This is a genomic window from Geodermatophilus pulveris (assembly GCF_900188375.1).
In the GTDB taxonomy this organism is placed as follows: domain Bacteria; phylum Actinomycetota; class Actinomycetes; order Mycobacteriales; family Geodermatophilaceae; genus Geodermatophilus; species Geodermatophilus pulveris.
The window spans coordinates 54,546-73,305 of the sequence record NZ_FZOO01000005.1; the positions used below are offsets into that span (position 1 = coordinate 54,546).

15 protein-coding genes are annotated in these 18,760 nt (G+C 77.8%); 6 read left to right on the forward strand and 9 right to left on the reverse strand.

The window, feature by feature from the left end; translation table 11 throughout:
* Entirely contained in the window at positions 1 to 1,086 is a 1,086-nt protein-coding gene (locus CHB98_RS11695; protein WP_089305787.1) for a DNA glycosylase AlkZ-like family protein, read from the forward strand.
* 9 nt (positions 1,087 to 1,095) lie between these two features.
* Entirely contained in the window at positions 1,096 to 1,254 is a 159-nt protein-coding gene (locus CHB98_RS21630; protein ID WP_179224435.1) for a hypothetical protein, read from the forward strand.
* Between the two features lie 172 nt (positions 1,255 to 1,426).
* Here CHB98_RS21630 and CHB98_RS11700 read toward each other — a convergent pair whose 3' ends face one another.
* Together CHB98_RS11700 and CHB98_RS11705 are read right to left on the reverse strand one after the other, a co-directional pair.
* Positions 1,427 to 3,238: a gamma-glutamyltransferase family protein gene (locus CHB98_RS11700; RefSeq protein WP_089305788.1), complete on the reverse strand. Its 1,812-nt coding sequence runs from the start codon at positions 3,236 to 3,238 to the stop codon at positions 1,427 to 1,429.
* A 119-nt stretch (positions 3,239 to 3,357) separates the two neighbouring features.
* The gene (locus CHB98_RS11705) at positions 3,358 to 4,212 is read right to left on the reverse strand and encodes a molybdopterin-dependent oxidoreductase (protein WP_218822341.1); all 855 of its coding nucleotides are present in this window, start codon (positions 4,210 to 4,212) and stop codon (positions 3,358 to 3,360) included.
* A 470-nt stretch (positions 4,213 to 4,682) separates the two neighbouring features.
* On the opposite strand from CHB98_RS11705, the gene CHB98_RS11715 reads away from it, so the two are divergent.
* Together CHB98_RS11715 and CHB98_RS11720 are read left to right on the forward strand one after the other, a co-directional pair.
* Entirely contained in the window at positions 4,683 to 6,758 is a 2,076-nt protein-coding gene (locus tag CHB98_RS11715; protein WP_089305790.1) for a hydantoinase/oxoprolinase family protein, read from the forward strand.
* The gene (locus CHB98_RS11720) at positions 6,755 to 8,644 is read left to right on the forward strand and encodes a hydantoinase B/oxoprolinase family protein (protein WP_089305791.1); all 1,890 of its coding nucleotides are present in this window, start codon (positions 6,755 to 6,757) and stop codon (positions 8,642 to 8,644) included. The genes CHB98_RS11715 and CHB98_RS11720 overlap by 4 nt, the downstream gene beginning before the upstream one ends.
* Here the strand turns inward: CHB98_RS11720 and CHB98_RS21635 are convergent.
* From CHB98_RS21635 to CHB98_RS21645, 4 genes are all read right to left on the reverse strand, one after another.
* Positions 8,602 to 8,766: a hypothetical protein gene (locus CHB98_RS21635; protein WP_179224437.1), complete on the reverse strand. Its 165-nt coding sequence runs from the start codon at positions 8,764 to 8,766 to the stop codon at positions 8,602 to 8,604. The two genes, CHB98_RS11720 and CHB98_RS21635, sit on opposite strands and share 43 nt — an antisense overlap.
* Positions 8,767 to 8,804: 38 nt before the next feature.
* On the reverse strand, positions 8,805 to 8,978 hold the full coding sequence (locus tag CHB98_RS21640; RefSeq protein ID WP_179224439.1) for a hypothetical protein: 174 nt from the start codon (positions 8,976 to 8,978) through the stop codon (positions 8,805 to 8,807).
* A 222-nt stretch (positions 8,979 to 9,200) separates the two neighbouring features.
* Positions 9,201 to 9,689, reverse strand: a complete 489-nt coding sequence (locus tag CHB98_RS11725) for a DnaJ family domain-containing protein (protein ID WP_089305792.1) — start codon at positions 9,687 to 9,689, stop codon at positions 9,201 to 9,203.
* The gene (locus CHB98_RS21645; protein ID WP_089305793.1) at positions 9,689 to 10,255 is read right to left on the reverse strand and encodes a TetR/AcrR family transcriptional regulator; all 567 of its coding nucleotides are present in this window, start codon (positions 10,253 to 10,255) and stop codon (positions 9,689 to 9,691) included. The genes CHB98_RS11725 and CHB98_RS21645 overlap by 1 nt, the downstream gene beginning before the upstream one ends.
* A gap of 159 nt (positions 10,256 to 10,414) precedes the next feature.
* Between CHB98_RS21645 and CHB98_RS11735 the strand changes: the two genes are divergently transcribed.
* Both CHB98_RS11735 and CHB98_RS11740 read left to right on the forward strand, forming a co-directional pair.
* Positions 10,415 to 10,918 (forward strand): alpha/beta fold hydrolase, encoded by a 504-nt coding sequence (locus tag CHB98_RS11735; protein WP_089305794.1) that lies wholly within the window; start codon positions 10,415 to 10,417, stop codon positions 10,916 to 10,918.
* 53 nt (positions 10,919 to 10,971) lie between these two features.
* Complete coding sequence (locus CHB98_RS11740; protein ID WP_089305795.1) at positions 10,972 to 11,982, forward strand: ATP-dependent DNA ligase; 1,011 nt, start codon at positions 10,972 to 10,974, stop codon at positions 11,980 to 11,982.
* A gap of 71 nt (positions 11,983 to 12,053) precedes the next feature.
* On the opposite strand, the gene CHB98_RS11745 is transcribed toward CHB98_RS11740, so the two are convergent.
* The 3 genes from CHB98_RS11745 to CHB98_RS11755 all read right to left on the reverse strand — a co-directional run bounded on the left by CHB98_RS11745 (position 12,054) and on the right by CHB98_RS11755 (position 18,759).
* Positions 12,054 to 12,548 carry a MarR family winged helix-turn-helix transcriptional regulator gene (locus CHB98_RS11745; RefSeq protein WP_089305796.1) on the reverse strand — a complete coding sequence of 165 codons (495 nt, stop codon included), beginning with the start codon at positions 12,546 to 12,548 and terminating at the stop codon, positions 12,054 to 12,056.
* Positions 12,549 to 12,580: 32 nt separating this feature from the next.
* A complete protein-coding gene (locus CHB98_RS11750) occupies positions 12,581 to 13,537 on the reverse strand; it encodes a sensor histidine kinase (protein WP_179224441.1) in 957 nt (318 codons plus the stop codon).
* Between the two features lie 107 nt (positions 13,538 to 13,644).
* The gene (locus CHB98_RS11755) at positions 13,645 to 18,759 is read right to left on the reverse strand and encodes a SpoIIE family protein phosphatase (RefSeq protein WP_143425074.1); all 5,115 of its coding nucleotides are present in this window, start codon (positions 18,757 to 18,759) and stop codon (positions 13,645 to 13,647) included.
* Between the last annotated feature and the right edge of the window lies 1 nt (position 18,760).

Consider the following 18,760-nt stretch of genomic DNA (forward strand, 5'->3'; position numbering starts at 1 on the left):
GTGACCGCGGCCCTGACCCGCCGGCAGGTGCTCGACCTGCGGGTGCAGGCCCAGCAGATCGGCCGCGCCGCCGGCGGCCCGGCCGACACCGCCGTGCTCGACCTCGGGGTGCAGGACACCGGGCCGGACGGCGGGCGCTGGGCGCTCGCGCTGCGCGGGGTGGACGCCCGCGACGGCGCGGGGCTGGTCACCGTGTGGACGATCCGCGGCGCCCCGCACCTGTACCGGCGGGCCGACCTCCCCGGGGTCGCCGCGGCCGCCGCGCCGTTCTCCGAGGCCGACGCGACCAAGCGCGTCTTCGACGCGGCCAGGCCGCTCACGGCGGCCGGGATCGGCACGCTCGAGGCGCTGGACACCGTGGCCGCGACCATGCGGTCGGTCGTCACCGCCCCGATGGTGAAGGGGGAGGTGTCCGGGCGGCTGACCGCGCTGCTGCCCGCCCCCTACCTGCGCCACTGCCGCCCGTGCGGCGCCACCCACGTCTACGAGCAGCCCTTCCGGCTGGCCGCGCTGCCCGCCGGGCTCGAGCTGGAGCCGGGGACCTCGCCCCCGGTGCTGCGCCCGGTGCCCGGCCTCGCGCCGGCGGCCGAGGTGCCCCCGCACCTGGACGTCGTCCGCGGGTACCTGCGGCTGCTCGGCCCGGCGACCCCGGCGCTGGTGGCCGGCTACCTCGACGCGCCGGTGAGGGACGTGCGGGCCCGCTGGCCGCGGGACGCCGTCGAGGTGACGGTGGACGGCGAGCGGCGCTGGCTGCTGGCCGGGGACGCCGCCCGGCTGCCCGACGTCCCGACGGCGCGCGGCGTGCACCTGCTCGGGCCCTTCGACCTGTTCCTGCAGGCCCGCGACCGGCCGCTCCTGGTCCCCGACCCCGCGCGCGCCCGGACCCTGTGGCCGGTGCTCGGCCGGCCCGGCGCGGTGCTGGCCGACGGCGAGGTCGCCGGCACCTGGCGGCCCCGCCGGGCCGGCGCGTCGCTGACCGTCACCGCCGAGCTGTGGGCGCCGGTCGCCCGGGACGCGATCGAGGCGGCCGCGGAGCGACTGGCCGCCTCCCGCGGGGTACCGCTGCGGCACCTGCACACCGACTGAGGAGATCCCGTGACCGGTCCCGACGACGCCTTCCTGGCGCCCGACGACGCCCTGCTCGACCCCGACGAGGAGCCCACCGGGCCCGACGACGTCGACCGCCCGAGACCCTCCGGCTCCGCCGTCGAGGACGCCGGCCGCTCCGGGACCGACGCGGAGGAGACCGGGTAGCCCCTCAGCGCCCGGCGGCTCCGCCTCAGCGCCCGGCGGCTCCGCCTCAGCGCCCGGCGGCTCCGCCTCAGCGCCCGGCGGCTCCGCCTCAGCGCCCGGCGGCTCCGCCTCAGCGCCCGGCGGCTCCGCCTCAGCGCCCGGCGGCTCCGCCTCAGCGCCCGGCGGCTCCGCCTCAGCGCCCGGCGGCGTAGCCCTGCATGCCGCGCGGGTTGGCCCCCGCGCGGAGCAGGCCGCTGTCCGGGTCCCGGGACACCGCCGACAGCCGGCCCAGCGACCAGGCGTCGGAGACGGTGACCTCGTGCCCGCGGCGGCGCAGCTCGGCGATCGTCGCGTCGCCGAGCCGGGACTCCACGACCACCTCGCCGGGCGTGGCCTCCCGCGGGTAGAACGACGACGGGAAGCTGGTGGTGTGCCAGGCCGGCGCGTCGATGGCCGCCTGCAGGTCCAGCCCGCCGACGGTGTGGGCCAGCCAGAAGCACAGCTGCCACTGCTCCTGCTGGTCCCCGCCCGGGGTGCCGAAGGCGAGGGTCGGCACCCCGCCGCGCAGCGCCAGCGACGGGGTGAGCGTGGTGCGCGGGCGCCGGCCGGGCGCCAGGGAGTTGGGCAGCCCGGGCTCCAGCCAGAACATCTGCGCCCGGGTGCCCAGGGCGAAGCCCAGCGACGGGATCACCGGCGAGCTCTGCAGCCAGCCGCCCGAGGGCGTGGCCGAGACCAGGTTGCCCCACCGGTCGACGACGTCGACGTGGCAGGTGTCGCCGCGCGTGGTGCCCCGGGTGTCCACGGTCGGCTCACCCACCCCGGCGAGGGTCTGCGCCGACGGGCGCCCCCGCGACGATGCCTCCGTGACGAAACGCGGCAGCACCGGCGGGCGCCCGCCGGGTGAGCCCGGGCGCAGCTCCCGGTCGGCCCGCTCGCCGACCAGCGCCCGCCGCTGGTCGGCGTAGCCCGCCGACAGCAGGTCGTCGACCGGGACGCCGGCCGCGTCGCCGTACCAGGCCTCCCGGTCGGCCATCGCCAGCTTGACCGCCTCGACGGAGGCGTGCACCAGGTCGGCGCCGGCGACACCGCCGGGGTACCCGGCGGGCCCGGAGGCCGGCAGCCCGTCGAGGACGGCGAGCGCCTGCAGCAGCGCGGGCCCCTGCGACCACGGCCCGGCCTTGGCCAGCGTCCAGCCGCGCCAGTCCAGCGTGACCGGCGCCTCGTACCGAGGCGTCCAGGCGGCCATGTCCTGCCCGGTGAGGAACCCGGCGTGCTCGCTGCCCGAGTCGTCCATCACCGGCTCCCGGCAGAACGCGTCGACCGCCTCGGCGACGAAGCCGGAGTACCAGGCCGCCAGCGCCGCGTCGATCTGCGCCTCCCGGGAGGGACCGCGGGCCTCCTCCAGCAGCCGCCGGTAGGTCGCGGCGAGGGCCGGGTTGCGGAACAGCGCGCCGCCGGCCGGGGGTGTGCCGTCGCCGGCGAGCCAGGTCGCCGCCGAGGTGGGCCAGTGGGCGCGGAAGTGGTCGGCGACCGAGGCGACCGTCGCGGCGGCCCGCGGGACCATCGGGTGGCCGTCCTCCGCGTAGCCGATGGCGAAGCGCAGGACGGCGTCCAGCGGCATCGTGCCGTGGTCGCGCAGCAGGGTGAGCCAGCCGCCCACCGCGCCGGGGACGGTCGCGGCCAGCAGACCGGTGCCGGGGACCAGCGGCAGCCCGAGGTCGGTGAACGCCTCGATGCTCGCCGCGGCCGGGGCGACCCCCTGCGCGGACAGCACGACCGGCCGGCCGGCGTCGGTCCCCTCCGCGCGGGCGAACAGCACCGGCACCTCGCCGCCGGGGCCGTTGAGGTGCGGCTCGACGACCTGGAGGGTGAACCCGGCCGCGACGGCCGCGTCGAAGGCGTTCCCCCCGGCCTCGAGGGTCGCCATCCCCGCGGCACTGGCCAGCCAGTGCGTGGAGGCCACCATGCCGAAGGTGCCGGTCAGCTCCGGTCGGGTCGTGAACACAGGGCTACCACCTGGGGGATCGGGCCGACGGGCTGCCGGCGGGGACGGGCTGCCGGTCCGACGCCCACCGGCCGGGCAGGGGACCGCCCGGGGGCCGCTGGGAGCCGTCCGGCGGGGGCTCAGGGGGCGCCGAGGCGGCGTCGACCTGCCCGGTCCACGAGTATCGCCCGGGACGATCGAGCTCGCCGGGCGACGTCGCCGACCGGGACGGTGGCCCGGTCCCACCCGCCCTCGACGAGCACCTCGATCACCGGGTGGCCGGAGGCGCCGTCCGGAGCGACCGGCGTCCGCCGGCCGGTCTGCACCTCTCCCGCGCCGTCGGTCGCCCGTGCCGCGATCCGGTGGACGCCCGGCGTGGCGTCCCAGGGCAGCACCCACTGGCGCCAGACGTCGACGTCGTGGGGCGCGGCCAGCTCGGCCTCCTGCCACGGCCCGTCATCGACGCGCACCTCGACCCGCTCGATGCCGCGGGTGGGCGCCCAGGCCGCCCCGGCGATCGGCGTCCGCCGCGGCGGGTCGGTCGCGCCCGCGGCCGGGACGTCGATCCGGGACTGCGTCCTGACCGGCCCCTCCTCGCCCCAGCCGCGCGGGATCCGGTACCCGTCGACGTCCCAGGTCGTGAGCTCGATGGCCGCGAGCCACGTGGTGGCCGAGACGTAGCCGTACAGCCCGGGCACGACCAGCCGGGCAGGGTAGCCGTGCTCGGCCGGCAGCGGCTCCCCGTTCATCCCCACCGCGACCATCGCCTCCCCGAGGTCGAGCGCGGTGATCGTGGGGAACCCGGCGGTGAGGCCGTCGACGGAGCGGCCGACGAGCCGGGTCGCACCCTCCTGCACACCGGCCCGCTCCAGCAGCGCCCGCAGCGACACCGCCCTGCCAGCGGGCGTTGCCCACCAGGTCGCCGCCCACCTCGTTGGAGACGCACACCAGCGTGATGTCCGCCTCGACCTGCGGCAGCTCCATGAGTTCGTCATGGGTCAGCGTGAAGGGGGCGGGTTGCCCCGCCGTCCGCCGAGGTGTCCGGCGGCCGGCGGGCTGCCCTGGCCAGCCGGAGCAGCCACCGGAGGACGGCGACGCCCACGGCGGCGCCGGCCGGCGCGACGAGGGCCGTCAGCAGCACCGCCCCACGGGGGTCGGCGGCAGCGGCCAGGACCCCGGTCACTGCGAACAGGAGGATCCCGACGGCGCCGGGGACGGCACCGCCCCGACCGCGGCCCGGAGGCGGCGGCTCGCCGGGATCCGCGATCCCACCGAGGGGCGCTGCGTGGTGCTGGAGCGCAACGGGGGCGGTCCGCGTGGTCCGCCAGGACGAGCCGCTCGACCCCTGGCTGATCTCCGACGTCCCCGGCGTCGAGCTGCCGAGCGGTGCCGTCGGGGGAGCGCGGCACAGCCCGCCGGGGCCTGGCCTCCTGCCCCGGTTCCCTCGACCCTAGGGTGTCCGCGCATGGAGCCCCGCCGGATCCGCATCGGCGTCGACACCGGCGGGACGTTCACCGACGTGGTGGCGGTGGACGAGGCGACGGGCGCGACGACGACCACCAAGACGCCGTCCACCCCGGCCGACCCGGCGGCGGGGTTCCTCGCCGGCGTCCGCAAGGTGCTCGACCTGCTCGGGCTGGACGGCACGGCGGTCACCGCGGTGAGCCACGGGACGACGGTGGCCACCAACCAGCTGCTCGAGGGCCGGCTGGACCGGATCGGGTTCATCACCACCGAGGGCTACGAGTCGGTGCTGGAGATCGCCCGGCAGTCGGTGCCCGACGGCTACGGCAACAGCTGGTTCTGGGTCAAGCCGCCGCGGATCGTCCCCGCCGACCTGGTGCGCACCGTGCGCGGCCGGCTGGACCACCGCGGGCACGAGGTCCGCCCGCTGGACGAGGACGACGCCCGCGCCGCCGCCCGCTCCCTGCGCGAGGCGGGGGTCACCACGGTCGGCGTCTGCCTGCTGCACTCCTACGCCGACGACGCCCACGAGCGCCGCGTCCTGGAGGTCCTGCGCGAGGAGCACCCGGACGCCGTGGTGAGCATCAGCTCACAGGTGCTGCGGGAGTACCGCGAGTACGAGCGGTCGGTGACCACCCTGGTCGACGCCGCGGTCAAGCCGCGGGTGGCCGCCTACGTGAGCGCGATCCGCGAGCGCCTCGACGGCGTCGCGCCGGGCGTGCCGTTCTCGGTGATGAAGAGCAACGGCGGCGTGCTGTCGGCCGAGGAGGTGGTGCACCAGCCGATCACCACCGTGCTGTCCGGCCCGGCCGCCGGCGCGCTCGGCGCGGCCCTGGTCGCCGGGGCGGCCGGGTTCGACCGGGTGCTCACCTGCGACGGCGGCGGCACCTCCACCGACGTCACCGTCGTCGTCGACGGCGAGCCGGCGCTGACCACCGAGGGCTCGGTCGGCGCCTTCCCCTCGAAGATCCCGATGATCGACGTCGTCACCGTCGGCGCCGGCGGCGGCTCGATCGCCTGGCTGTCGCCGGAGGGCACGCTCAAGGTGGGCCCGCGCTCGGCCGGCGCCGACCCCGGGCCGCTGTGCTACCCCTCGGGCGGCGAGGAGCCGACGGTCACCGACGCGCACCTCGTCCTCGGCCGCATCCCGCCGCACCTGCTGGGCGGGGAGATCCCGCTGTCGGCCGACGCCGCGCGGGCCGGGCTGGCCGCGCTGGGCGAGCGGCTGGGCCTGTCACTGGAGCGGACGGCGCTCGGCGTCCTGGAGGTCTCCGCGTGGAACCAAGCCAACGCGCTGCGCCAGGTGACCGTCGCCCGCGGCCTCGACGTCCGCGACTTCACGCTCACCACCTTCGGCGGCTCCGGGTCGCTGCTGGCCTGCCGGCTGATGGACGTCCTCGGCATCCCGCGCACGCTCGTCCCGCGCGACCCCGGCAACCTCAGCGCGTTCGGCCTGCTCACCGTCGACGTCCGCAACGACCACGTGCAGACCGCGATCAGCCGGCACGACGACCTCGACCCCGACCGGGTGCGGGCGCTCTACGCCGGGCTGGAGGCCGAGGCGCGGCGGGCGCTGGACGGCGAGGGCTTCGGCCGCGGCGAGCAGCGGCTGCAGCGCAGCGCGGACCTGCGCTACGCCGGCCAGGCCTTCGAGGTGCGGGTGCCGGTGGCCGCCGGGGAGGTCACCGGCGCCGTCGCCGACGACGTGGCGGCCGCGTTCCACGCCGCGCACCGGCAGCTCTACGGCTACGACCTCGCCGGGGACCCGCGGCAGGCCGTCGAGTGGGTGAACCTCCGGGTGAGCGGCATCGGGCCGATCCGCCGTCCGGCGCTGGTGGAGCTGCCGGCCGCCTCGGGGCCGGGAACGGACCGGGCCGTCACGGGCACCCGGCCGGTCTGCTTCGACGACGGGTGGGCCGACACCCCGACCCACGACCGGGCGCGGCTGGCCCGCGGCGACGTCGTCCGCGGGCCGGCGGTGGTGGAGGAGTTCGGCTCCACCGTGCCGGTGCACCCCGGCTTCCGGGCCTCCGTGGACCGCCTCGGCAACCTGCTGATCGAGAGGGACGCCCGATGACCGCCGTCGACCCGGTGCTGGTGGAGATCGTCGCGGGCACGCTGGCCGCCATCGAGCGGGAGGTGGAGACCTCCATCGGGCGGACGTCGCGGTCGCCGATGATCCGCGACGCGCACGACTTCCGCGCCGGCATCCACGACCGCCGGCTGCGCAAGCTCACCGGCCGCTCCTACTCGGCGCTGGTGCACCCGGTGGTCCGCGACCACCCGGTCGCGGGCATGCACCCCGGCGACGTCTACTTCCACAACGACGTCTACCTCTCCGAGGGCGGCATCGGGCACCTGCCCGACCTGTGCGTGACGGTGCCGGTGTTCGCCGACGTCGACGGCGCGCCCACGGTCGTCGCCTTCGTGCAGGCGTTCGGCCACCACGACGACATCGGCGGCTCGGTGCCCGGGTCGATGCCGTCGGCGGCGACCAGCGTGTACGAGGAGGGGCTGATGGTCCCGCCGATCAAGCTGTGGGACCGCGGCGTCCGCAACGAGGCGGCGCTGGCCATCATGACCCGCAACTCCCGGATGCCGGACTCGCTGGCCGCCGACCTCGACGCGGAGTGCTCGGCCTGCCTGGCCGGGGCGCGGCGGCTCGGCGAGCTGTTCGACCGCTACGGGGTGGCCGCCGTCGAGGCCTGCTTCGACGCGATCCTGGCTGCCTCCACCGAGGTGTTCCGGCGGGAGCTGCTGTCCCGGATCCCCGACGGCACCTACGTGTGGGAGGACTACGCCGAGCACGACGGCGTCGACCCGCCGCGGCTGCACCGCCAGCGGATCACGCTGACCATGCGCTCGGACCACGAGGTCCCGCTGGTCGTCGACTTCACCGGCACCGGCCCGCAGGCCCGGGGCCCGATCAACCACTGCGGGGACTACGCCGACGGCAACTTCCTCAAGAAGTGGCTGGCCCCGATCCTGCGCAACCTGGCCGAGACGCCGGAGCGGATGGCGCAGCTGGACGTCAACGAGGGTGTCGTCCCGCTGATCGAGATGCGCTTCCCGGAGAAGGGCACGCTGCTCACCCCGGTCTTCCCGGCGCCCACCAACGCCCGCACCTTCGTCATCCTGCGGCTGCTCGGCGTGCTGGCCGGGGTGCTGGCCAAGGCCACCGGCGGCCGCATGCCCGCCGACCAGGAGACCATCCGCTACACCGGCGTGTACGGATTGGACGACGACGGGCAGCCGTACCTCATGCGCGAGGTGCTCGGTGGCGGCTCGGGCGGGCGGTGGTACGCCGACGGGGAGGACACCATCCACGTCGTCCCGGACTCGCGGAACCTGCCGACGGAGTCCACCGAGTCCCGGTTTCCGCTGCGGGTGGAGCGGCTCGGCCTGGCCGTGGACTCCGGCGGCCCGGGGCGGTACCGCGGCGGCTGCGGCTACGAGAAGCACATCCGGGTGCTGCGCGACGCGCGCTTCATGTCGATCGCCGACCGGTCGATCCTGTCCTGCTGGGGGGTCAACGGCGGCCGGGCCGGGCGGCCGTTCCGGGTCACCGTGGACCCCGGCGGCCCCGGCGAGCACGACGTCGACGCCCTGGCCGACGCCGAGCCGCTGCCCGCGGGGACGGTGGTCCGCATCCGGACGACCGGCGGCGGGGGCTGGGGCGACCCGCTGGACCGGCCGGTCGACGACGTGCTGCGCGACGTCGCCTGGCGCAAGGTGTCGGTGCGCGGCGCCCGGGAGGACTACGGCGTCGTGCTCCGGGACGACGGCACGGCCGACGAGGCCGCCACCGGGGCCCTCCGCGCCGGCCGGCGGGCCGCCCGCACCGGCGACGAGCCGTTCTTCGACCGCGGCCCGGGGTACGCGACCCTGTCCGGCGGGGCGACGGCCAACGAGTTCGACCGCTACGAGGGCTCGTCGGCCCCGCTCTCCAGCCCGTCCTCGTAGACCTCCTCCGGGACGTTCCCCCGGTCGTCGTCGTCCCCGCCCGGGACGACGGCGGGGGGCACGTCCCGGGACATGGCGTCGCTGGGGACGTCGCCGTCGGTCGGGCCCGGGCTCTGCGTCATGGGTCTCCTCCAGGGGTCTGCTGCGGGGGTCGGGACGGTCAGGTGCCGAGCTCGGTGCTGCCGGCCTGCGGCTTGGCGCCGTCACCGGTCTGCCCGTCCTCGTCGGTGCCGGCCTCGTCGTCGGCGGCGGCGACGTCCTCGGGGGCCAGCGGCGTCTCCTGCAGCACGTTCTCGCCGGCCTGGTCGCGGTCGGTGCCCGGTACCTCGGTCATGGTGACCTCCTCAGCGTCGCGGACCCGGTCCCTACCCGTGCCGGTACCGCCTACCCGGCCGGCGGCGCGGGTTCGCTGCCGGCGGAACGGAGGGACGCGGCCGGCCACCGGGCGGTGGCCTCGTCGGCGGGGAGCCGGCTGGCTGGTGCTCCAGGCCGTCCTCGTCGCCGCCTCCGCCGCCCTGCAGGCTGTCGGCCTGCGCCGTCCCTGACCGGGTGCCGGTCAGGGTGACCGTCGCCACCGGAGCCGCCACCGTCGCCGCCGGGCCGGCGACGGCACCGTCAGCGGCTCCGGCGGCTGCGGCGGCGGGCGGGTGGCCTGCCAGAGCCGCACGAGGGCGTCCTCGTCGGCCAGGCCCGGGACGGCGTCCGGCCCGTCCTGGGGACGGCGCCAGTGCTGCTCGACGCGGGCGTTGAACTCCGCGACGGTGGCCCGCACCGCCGCCTCGCTGGGCAGCGCCGGCACCCGCAGCGCGAGGTCCTCCCGCTCCCGGCGCAGGGCCATGCCCGGCGGCAGCAGGTCGCGCGGGTCGGCCTCCTGGCGGCGCGCCCACTCCAGCGCCCACTCGTAGCTGGTCTGCTCCCGGACCCGCTGCGGCAGCGGCCGGCCGCTGCCCTCCAACCCGTCGAAGGCGCCGCGCGCCTGCGCCTGGGTGATCTGGTGGTCGATCCAGGTCTCGAAGGCCATGCCGGGGGGCTTGCGCTCGGTCATCACCCTCCTGGATACCCCAGCCGGCCGGCCAGCCACCCGGCCGCGCGGTCGGCCGCCGGCCCCGGGGCGAGGAAGCGGACCAGCAGCAGCCCGTCCACGACCGCCAGGACGCCGGCGGCGGCGTCCGCCCGCTCGGCGTCCGGCACGTCCAGCCGCGACCCGAGCCAGGACAGCCAGCCGCCGGCCACCGCCGCCGCGACCGCCCGGTGCGGCTCGTGGCCGCGGGCCGCCAGGCCACCCACCTCGACGTAGAGCCGCAGCGGGGCCTCGGCGGCGGGGTCCCGCAGGGCCGTCGCGAGCTCGCGGACCAGTGCCGCCGGGGACACCGGGTGCGCGGGCAGGCCCGCGGCGAAACGGGCCTGCAGCTGCTCCCCGACCACGCCGAGGACGGCGGCCAGCAGCTGCTCCCGGGAGCCGAAGTAGGACAGCAGCATGCGGTCGCTGGTGCCGAGCGCCGCGGCCAGCGGGCGCAGCGAGAGGGTCGCGACCCCGTGCCGCAGCACGTGCTCCACCGCCCCCGACAGGAACGCCGCGCGCTGCTCGGGGCGACCCCTCCCCTCCGCCATGTAGCGGACGCCACAGTCCGATGTGTGTAGCGACTGCTACAGGCGAGGAGGCGGAGATGACCACTGCAGTGGAGGTCCCCACCCGGGTGGGTCCGGTGCCGGTGCGGGCCGTCGGCGAGGGGCCGGCCGTGCTGGCCGTCCGCGGCCGCCCCGGGTCGGGTGGCCGGCCTGGTGCTGGCCGGGTGCGACGCGTTCGAGCACTCCCTCCCGCCGCTGCTGCGGCTCCTGCCGGCGCTGGCGGCGCTCCCCGGCACCACCTCCCTGCTGGTCCGGGCACTCGGCGTCCCCGCGCTGTTCGGCACCCCCGGCCGGCTCAACCTGTTCACCGCCCGCGGCTTCGACCGGGCGCTGGTCGAGGACTGGCTGCGCCCGGCCCGCACCGACGCCGCCGTCCGTGCCGACCTGACCGCGTTCCTGCGCACCGTCCGCCCCGGGCCGCTGGTGGCCGCCGCCGGGGCGCTGCCGGCGCTGGCCGGCCGGGCCGCGGTGGTGTGGGGACGGCGCGACCGCGTCTTCCCGCCGCGGGACGCCGAGCGGCTGGCCCGGCTCCTGGGCACGTCGGTCACCTGGCTCGACGACGCCCTCACCTCCGTGCCGCAGGACCGGCCGGACGCGGTCGCCGACGCCGTCCGGGCGGTCCTGGCGACGGCCCCGAAGGGGTGACGGGAGGGCGCTGAGCCGCCCGCGCGGGGACCGGAGGCCCCAGGCTGGCCGCCGTGCCGCTGTCCGTGCCCGGGTTGCCCGACGTGCCACCCGAGCTGGCCGGGCCGGTCGCCGTCGAGCTGGCCCGGCCGGTGCGCGACCTGCCGCGGGCCGACGCGCTGCCCGGCGGCGTCCTGTACGAGCCCAAGTGGGACGGCTACCGCCTGGTCGTCGTGCGCAGCGGCGGCGGCACGCGGGTGTGGTCCCGGCAGGGCCGCGACCTGTCCGCCCGCTTCCCGGACGTCGTCGCCGCGGCCGTCGCGCAGGTGCCGGCCGGCACGGTGCTCGACGGCGAGGTCGTGGTGTGGAACGGCACCCGGCTGGACTTCGGCCTGCTGCAGCAGCGGATGGTCGCCGCCGCCGGCCGGGTCGGCGCGCTGGCGGCCGCCGCGCCGGCTTCCTACGTCGCCTTCGACCTGCTGGCGCTGGGCGGTGCGGACCTGCGCGCCCGCCGGCTGCGCGAGCGGCGGGCCGCGCTCGAGGAGCTGGCCGCCCGGTGGGCTCCGCCGATGCAGCTCTCCCCGGTCACCGCCGACCCGGCCGAGGCCCGGCAGTGGTCGGCCGACTTCCGCGCGGCCGGGGTGGAGGGGCTGGTCGCCAAGGGCGCGGGCACCCGCTACGCCCCCGGCCGCCGCGAGTGGCTCAAGGTGAAGTCCTGGGAGAGCACCGAGGTGCTCGCCGGCGGCGTCATCGGGTCGCTGGAGCGGCCGGGGCAGCTGGTCGCCGGCCGGTACCGCGACGGGGAGCTGGTCGTCGTCGGCCGGACCAGCCCGCTGTCGCCCGCGCAGTCCGCCGAGCTGGCCGCCGTCCTGACCCCGGCCGGGCCGGACCACCCGTGGCCGGAGCGGATCGGCACCGGCGCGTTCGGCGGGGGCCGGCTGTCGGTGGCGCTCACCCGGGTGCGCCCGGACGTCGTCGTGGAGGTCAGCGCGGACGCCGCGCTGCAGGCCGGCGTCTTCCGCCACCCGCTGCGCTTCGTCCGCGTCCGCGGCGACCTGACCCCGTTCGACGTCCCCGCGGTCTGACCCGCGCGATCATGGGGTCCGGGAAGCGACGCGCCGCGCACCGGCGGGGTGTCGCGTCCCGAGCTCCATGCTCACGGCACCCGGCCGAGGTTGATGAGCAGGCGGCGCAGCAGGCCGGCCAGGGCCTCCTGGTCGTCGTCGGACAGGCCGGCCAGCAGCCGCCGCTCGGTCTCCAGGTGGTCGGGCAGGGTGTCGTCGAGGGCCGCCAGGCCGGCCGCGGTCAGCGTGACGACGACGGCGCGCCCGTCCTCCTCGCTGCGCCCGCGGGTGATCAGCCCGCGCTGCTCCAGCCGGTCCAGCCGCTGGGTGATCGCGCCGGAGGTGACCAGCGCGGTGCGCATGAGCGCGGTGGGGGTCAGCTGGTAGGGCTCGCCGGCCCGGCGCAGCGCGGCCAGCACGTCGAAGGAGGGGACGTCCAGGCCGTGCCGGGCGAAGGTGGCGCGCTGGGCGAGGAGGACCTCCCGCTGCAGCTGGGAGATGCGCCCGACGACGCCCATCGGCCGGCAGTCCAGGTCGGGCCGCTCCCGGGCCCACTGGGTCAGGATCCGGTCGACGGCGTCCCCCACGCCGGTACCTCAACAGTGAGGGATCGGCGGCGTCAAGCCGGGTGCAGGCGGGTGCCGAGCCGGACGGTGAGGCCGGCGGGGCCGGGCAGCAGGTCGACGGAGTCCCACAGCTTGCGGGCCAGCCACAGCCCCATCCCGCCGCGGCCCAGGTCGCTGCCGTGGGCCGGGGAGAAGCCGGCCATCGGGTCGGAGAAGGAGTGCCCGGAGTCGGTGATGGCGCAGGTCAACCGGTCGCCGTCGGTCCAGATCCGCACCGACACCGGCCGGACGCCGTGCCGGAAGGCGTTGGCGGCGACCTCGGCGGCGGCCAGGTGCAGGTCCTGCCGCTGGTCGGGGTCGGGCACCAGGTCGGCGAGGGCCCGGCCGACCCGGTGGCGCAGGGTGCCCAGCCTCGGGACGTCGTCGACGGCGAGCACCGGCGGGGTGTCCTCGAGCGGATCGCGCACCCAGGGCAGGTGGCGCAGGTAGTCGGCCGGGTCGCGGTAGGCGGCGCTGGGGGTCCAGGCGCCGTCGTCCACCAGTTCCGGGTGCGTGACCGCGGCGCTGTCGACCACGGCGGCCGGCAGCCGGCCGCGGTCGTAGACGCACAGGGACCGCACCGGGCTGCCGGCCATGAGCCGGTTGGCCACCGACTCGAAGCGCAGCCCCTCCCGCCACTCCGCGGGGCCGGACCCGAAGTCGACCAGCGAGAGGACGTGCAGCCGGGCGCCGCGGGGCACGTCGCGGACGAGCCGCTGGGCGTGCGCCAGCGCGTCCGGGGCGCGGGCGCCCAGCAGGGTGAGCCGGGGCTCGAGACGGACCTGCCCGGCGCGCTCGCCCAGCTCGCCGGCCAGCAGCGCCACGACGTCCGGCGGGCAGGCCAGCGCGACGGTGTCGCCGGCCCGCAGCCCGGCGTCGAGGAACGGCAGCGCCACGGCGAGCAGCCCCGGTCCCCCGTCGACCACGGCGGCGGCGTGCTGCGGCCGGGACGGCGTCGCGTGGGCATCCACCGCTCGAACACCCCGTCCGGCCCTCGGGCCGGGGACTCCGGCCGACTGGTGCGCCATCCTGGTACACGGCCCCCGGCCCCGCGCCCGCGGGGCGGGGGGCCGACCCCTCAGGGGGACGGCACGGGTCCCGTGGCCACCTCGTGGCGGACGCCGGCCAGCGCGAGCACCCGGGCGGGGGGCGTGCCCGGCCGAGCCTGCACGCGCAGCTCGACACCGGCCGCCCGCGTCCGGGCCAGCGCCTCCAGGACCAGCCCGACGCCGGCGCTGGCCAGGTAGCCGGTCGCCCGGAGGTCCAGGGTGACCACCGTGCCCGGGGCGAGCTGCTCCAGCCGGGCGAGCAGCTGCTGGCGCACGGTCCCGGCGGTGGCCAGGTCGACCTCGCCGAGCAGCGCCAGGCGGAGGCCGGCCGGTCCCTCGTGCAGGGTCAGCGCCGCGCCGCCGTCGGGGGCCGGGCCCGCCGGGGCGGGCCGCGTGCGGGTCCGCGGTCCCGGGACGCCGACGGGGATCCGGAAGCGGACGGTGGTGCCGGCCGTCCCCGGGGCGTGCAGCACCTCGACATCGGTGGCCAGCGCGTCGATCATCTCCAGGCCGCGCCCGCGGTGGCCGCGGTCGGCCGGCGGGGGCCGCCAGGCACCGGTGTCGCAGACCTCGACCCGCACGCCGCCGTCGGGGTCCCGGGTCACCGAGCAGCGGCACTCCCCGTCGTCGGGGGAGGCCGCGTAGGCGTGCTCGACGGCGTTGGCCAGCGCCTCGCCCAGCGCGAGCTGCAGGTCCTCGGCGGTGCCCTCCGCGAGGCCGGCCGCCGCGGCCCACGCCGTCACCGCCCGCCGGACCCCGGACAGCCGCCGCGGGTCGGCCGGCAGCCGCGCGACCAGGGGCGCCGGCAGCAGCCGGGCGGCGATCAACGCGACGTCGTCGATCTGGTCGGCGTCGGCGAGGACCTCGGTGAGCAGCTGCCCGGTCAGCACGGCCGGGTCGTCGGCGGCGAGCCGCCCGGCGGCGGCCCGGACCCGCTCGAGCCCGGCGTCGAGGACCTCGCCGCGCCGCTCGACCAGGCCGTCGGTGTAGAGCAGCAGGGTGTCCCCGGGTCCGACGTCGGCCGTGCCCTCGGTGTAGGGCGGCCGCCCGGGCACGCCCAGGACGGCGCCGGACCCGGCACCGTCGAGCAGCCGCGCGCCGTCGGGCGTGACCAGCAGCGGCGGCGGGTGCCCGGCGCGGGCCCAGCGGACCGTGCCGGCGGCGCCGTCGACGACCAGGCAGGCGGCGGTGGAGGCCAGCGCCCCGGGCAGCCGGACGGCGAAGCGGTCGAGCAGCTCGAGGGCCTCCGCGGGCGAGCAGCCCTGCAGCAGGGCGGCCGACAGTGCGCTGCGCAGCTGCCCCATGACCGCGGCGGCCGCCGGGCCCTGCCCGACGACGTCGCCCACCGCGATGGCCACCCGGGAGCCGGCCAGCTCCACGACGTCGTACCAGTCCCCGCCGGCCTGGCTGCCCTCGGCGCCGGGCAGGTAGTGCGCGGCCAGCGCCAGCCGCTCCAGGGCGGGCAGCTGCGCCGGCAGCAGGCTCAGCTGCAGCGTCTCGGCGATGCCCTGCTCGGCGCGGTAGAGCCGGGCGCGGTCGAGGGCCTGCGCGCACTGCTCGGCGACGGCGAGCAGCATCGCCCGCTCGGTGGACAGGAAGCGCTGCACCGTCGGCCAGGTCACCGACAGGGCGCCGACCGCCCGGCCGGCCACGGTGAGCGGCAGCGCGGCGATCGACGCCATGCCGGAGGCCCGCGCCGCGGCGTCCAGCTCCGGGGTCAGGCCACGCCCCTCCGGGGGCAGCGCCGCGGCGATGTCGGCCAGCCACACCGGACGCCGCTCCGTGACCGCCCGGGTGGTCGGCGTGGGCGCGGTGAGCGGCAGCGTCTGCCACACCTGCCGGCCGTCGGGGCCCACACCGTCGACGGCCAGCGCGGTCAGCGCCCGGTGCGAGGGGTCCAGCTCGTGCACGGCCACCCGGCTGTCCGGACCGCTCACCGCCCGCAGGTGCTCCACGGCGGCCTGCGCCACCTCCACCGGGGTGGTCGCCGCTGACAGCTCGGCGGTCACCCACTGCAGCAGGGCCAGCCGCCGGGCCGCGGCACGCTCGTCGGCGAGCAGCACCGCGTTGTCCACGGCCAGCGCCGCGCGGGCGGCGACCTCCTCGAGCAGGTCGCGGTCGTCCCCGGTGAACCGCGGCGCGTCCGCGCGGCGGCCCAGGGCCAGGACGGCCAGCACCCGGCCGCGCGCGGTGAGCGGCAGGGCCAGCGCGGAGCGGACGGCCAGGGGCTCAGCCCGCCACGCGTACCCCTCCGGGAGCTCGGCGTGCACGACGACGCGCCCGGTCGCGAGCACCTGCGCCCCCAACCCGGCATCGGGCTCGAGCTCGGCCGTCACCTGCTCGCCGGTGGGGTCCGGGCCCGCGATGCCGGCCCAGTGCAGCCGGCCGTCCGGCCCGACCAGCCGCACGGTGCAGAAGTCCGTCAGCCGCCGGTCGACCAGCAGCCGGGCCAGGGCGCCGGTCTGGCCCTCGACGGTGGTCTCCCGGTCCAGCGCGGTGCCGACCTCGGCGAGCAGCGTCTGGCGGGCCGTCTCGCGGGTCCGGGCGTTGATGTCGGTGCAGCTGCCCACGTGGCCGGCGAAGCCCTCGCCGGTGCCGATCGGCTGCCTCCCGATGGGTACCGCCCGCTCCAGCATCCAGTGGTAGGCGCCGTCGGCGCGCCGCAGCCGGACGTCGACCTCCCAGCCCTCACGGCGCGCGGTGGCCGCGGTCACGACCTCGGTGTAGCGCTCCCGGTCCTCGGGGTGCACGCCGCGCAGCCAGCCGTCGCCGACCTCCTCGCGCGCCGGGCGGCCGGTGAAGTCCGTCCAGCCGCGGTTGACGAACACCCGGCGGCCGCCAGGGTCGGCCACCCAGATCAGGGCGGGGGCCAGGTCGGCCATCGCGGTGAACTGCTCCTCCGCGGCCCGGCGGGCCCGGCCCAGCTGCAGGTGCGCGCCGACCCGGGCGAGCAGTTCCTGGGCGGAGAACGGCTTGACCAGGTAGTCGTCGGCCCCGGCGGCCAGGCCCTCGACGGCGGCCTCCTCCCCGGCCCGCGCGGACAGCAGCACCACCGGCACCCGTGCGGTGCGCGGCTCGGCGCGCAGCGCGGCCAGCAGCCCCATGCCGTCCAGCCCGGGCATCATCACGTCGCTGACCACGAGGTCCGGCGGGTCGGCCAGCGCCGCGTCGAGCGCCTGCCGCCCGTCGGCCACGGCGCGGACGTCGTAGTGCGGGTCCAGCAGCCGCCGCAGGTAGCCGCGCATGTCGGCGTTGTCGTCCGCGACCAGCACCCGCCCGGTCGGCGCTCCCGGGCCCGCCGCCGGCGGCGTGGCGTCCGCGACGTCGTCGTCGGGCAGCCAGCGCAGCGCCTCGGTGACGAACGGGACGGCGGCCCGGGACACCGCCGGTGCGTCGGCGGGCTCGGCCAGCCGGTCGGCGGGCAGGTGCGCGGTGCCCATCGGCAGGGTGACGGTGAACGTCGTCCCGGTGCCGGGCGTGCTGTCGACGCCGACGGTGCCGCCGTGCAGGCCGACCAGCTCGCGCACCATGGCCAGGCCGATGCCACTGCCCTCCCCGGAGCGGCCGCGGGCGCCGCGCACCCGGGTGAAGCGCTCGAACAGCCGGGGCAGCTCCTCGGCGGGGATGCCGGTGCCGGTGTCGCTGACGGTGAGCCGCGCGCCGCCGGCGTCCGGCTGCAGCCGCACCGTGATGCCGCCGGTGAAGGTGAACTTCAGCGCGTTGGACAGCAGGTTGAGGACGACCTTCTCCCACATGTCCCGGTCCACGTGCACCGGGGAGTCCAGCGGCCGGCAGTCGACGGCGAAGTCCAGCCCGGCCCGGACGACGGCGGAGCGGAAGACGCTGGCCAGCTCGGCGGTGGTGGCCGCGAGGTCGACCGGCTCGAAGCGGGCGTCGATCCGGCCGGCCTGGATGCGGGAGAAGTCCAGCAGGGTGTTCACCAGCTTGCCCAGCCGCTGGGCGTTGCGCTCGACCACCTCCAGCTCCTGGGCCAGCCCGGGGTCGGCCGCGGCCGCCGGGGAGGCGCGCAGCTCCGCGACCGGCCCGGCGATGAGCGTCAGCGGGGTGCGGAACTCGTGGCTGACGTTGCTGAAGAAGTCGGTCTTGGCCCGGTCCAGCTCGGCCAGCGCCTCGGCCCGCCGCCGCTCGGCCTCGTAGCTGCCGGCGTTGGCCAGCGCCGCGGACACCTGGCTGGCCACCAGGCCGAGGAAGCCGCGGTAGTCGTCGTCCCAGCGACGGTGCGGGTTCAGGCCCACCACGAGGAAGCCGGCCACCGGGCCGCGGTCCTGCCCCGGGGAGGCGATCGGCAGGGCGACCGCCTGCACCGGCGGCACCTCCCAGGCGCCGGTCGGCAGGCCCGCGCGGTGGCGGCCCAGGTCCTCGACGACGACGTCCTCGCCGGCCAGCAGCCGCCGCAGCGGCGCGTCGTGCGTCCCGCCCGGGGCCAGCACCGGCGGCACGACGGACCCGGCGCCGAGGCCGGTGGCGCAGCCCAGCCGGGCGGTCCCGTCCTCGTCGACCAGGTAGACCGCGCCGAACGGGAGGTCGGCGGGGTTGGCGGCGAGCTGCTCCTCGACGGCGGCGAGCACGCCCTGCTCGGTGCGCGCGCCCCCGACGGCGGCGGCGAGGTCGCGCAGCGTGGCCATCCGCCGCTCGCCGACGACCTGCTGGGTGGTCTCGGTGACCACGCAGAACAGCCCGCCGGTGCGGCCGTCGTCGTCGGGCAGGGGGCTGTAGGAGAAGGTGTGGTAGGTCTCCTCGGGGTAGCCGCTGCGCTCGAGGAACAGCAGGAGGTCCTGGTCCCAGGTGGCGACGCCGTCCTGCAGCACCGCCTGCGTGCGCGGGGCGATGTCCCGCCAGATCTCCGCCCACACCTCCGAGGCGGGCCGGCCCAGCGCCCACGGGTGCTTGGCCTGCAGCGTGTCGTGCCGGTAGGCGTCGTTGTAGAAGAAGCGCAGGTCCGGGCCCCAGCCGGCCCACATCGCGAAGCGCGAGGTCAGCAGGATGCGGACGGTGTGCCGCAACCCCGAGGGCCACCGCTCCGGCGGGCCGAGGGGCGTCCGCGCCCAGTCGACCGCGGCCATCGCGCGGCCGACCTCGCCACCACCGGCGAACAACGACCCCTCGAGGACCTCCTCGCTCACC

Coding starts and splice junctions, on each gene's coding strand:
- CHB98_RS11715 (WP_089305790.1), top strand. CDS start 4,683: ATGGAGCCCCGCCGGATCCGCATCGGCGTCGACACCGGCGGGACGTTC.
- CHB98_RS21635 (WP_179224437.1), bottom strand. CDS start 8,766: ATGACGCAGAGCCCGGGCCCGACCGACGGCGACGTCCCCAGCGACGCC.
- CHB98_RS21645 (WP_089305793.1), bottom strand. CDS start 10,255: ATGGCGGAGGGGAGGGGTCGCCCCGAGCAGCGCGCGGCGTTCCTGTCG.
- CHB98_RS21640 (WP_179224439.1), bottom strand. CDS start 8,978: ATGACCGAGGTACCGGGCACCGACCGCGACCAGGCCGGCGAGAACGTG.
- CHB98_RS11725 (WP_089305792.1), bottom strand. CDS start 9,689: ATGACCGAGCGCAAGCCCCCCGGCATGGCCTTCGAGACCTGGATCGAC.
- CHB98_RS11720 (WP_089305791.1), top strand. CDS start 6,755: ATGACCGCCGTCGACCCGGTGCTGGTGGAGATCGTCGCGGGCACGCTG.
- CHB98_RS11705 (WP_218822341.1), bottom strand. CDS start 4,212: ATGACGAACTCATGGAGCTGCCGCAGGTCGAGGCGGACATCACGCTGG.